The sequence below is a fragment of the Vibrio sp. 10N.222.48.A3 genome (assembly GCF_041475345.1).
GTDB lineage: Bacteria > Pseudomonadota > Gammaproteobacteria > Enterobacterales > Vibrionaceae > Vibrio > Vibrio tasmaniensis_A.
The window spans coordinates 1-223 of record NZ_JBFRVX010001450.1; the positions used below are offsets into that span (position 1 = coordinate 1).

Annotated in this window: 1 protein-coding gene; it reads right to left on the minus strand. The window is 44.8% G+C overall.

The window, feature by feature from the left end:
• Positions 1-41: 41 nt before the first annotated feature.
• Positions 42-223 (minus strand): NifU family protein (locus AB4653_RS27045; protein WP_372105776.1); only part of this gene is annotated, 182 nt, incomplete at its 5' end.

Sequence of the window (223 nt, forward strand, 5' to 3'; positions counted from 1 at the left end):
CTACTGGCTAAGACTGTATGAGTGCTTAGTCGTAAAAGAGCTTAGTAGTAAGAGTGCTCACCACGATCGTGTTCAGTTGCATCACGAACGGCTGTCAATTCACCTTCGAATTGTTGAAGAAGTTCCTTCTCGATGCCTTCTTTTAGCGTTACATCAACCATAGAACAACCGTTACAACCACCGCCGAATGCAACGATAGCAGCACCTTCTTCAGTGATCTCTA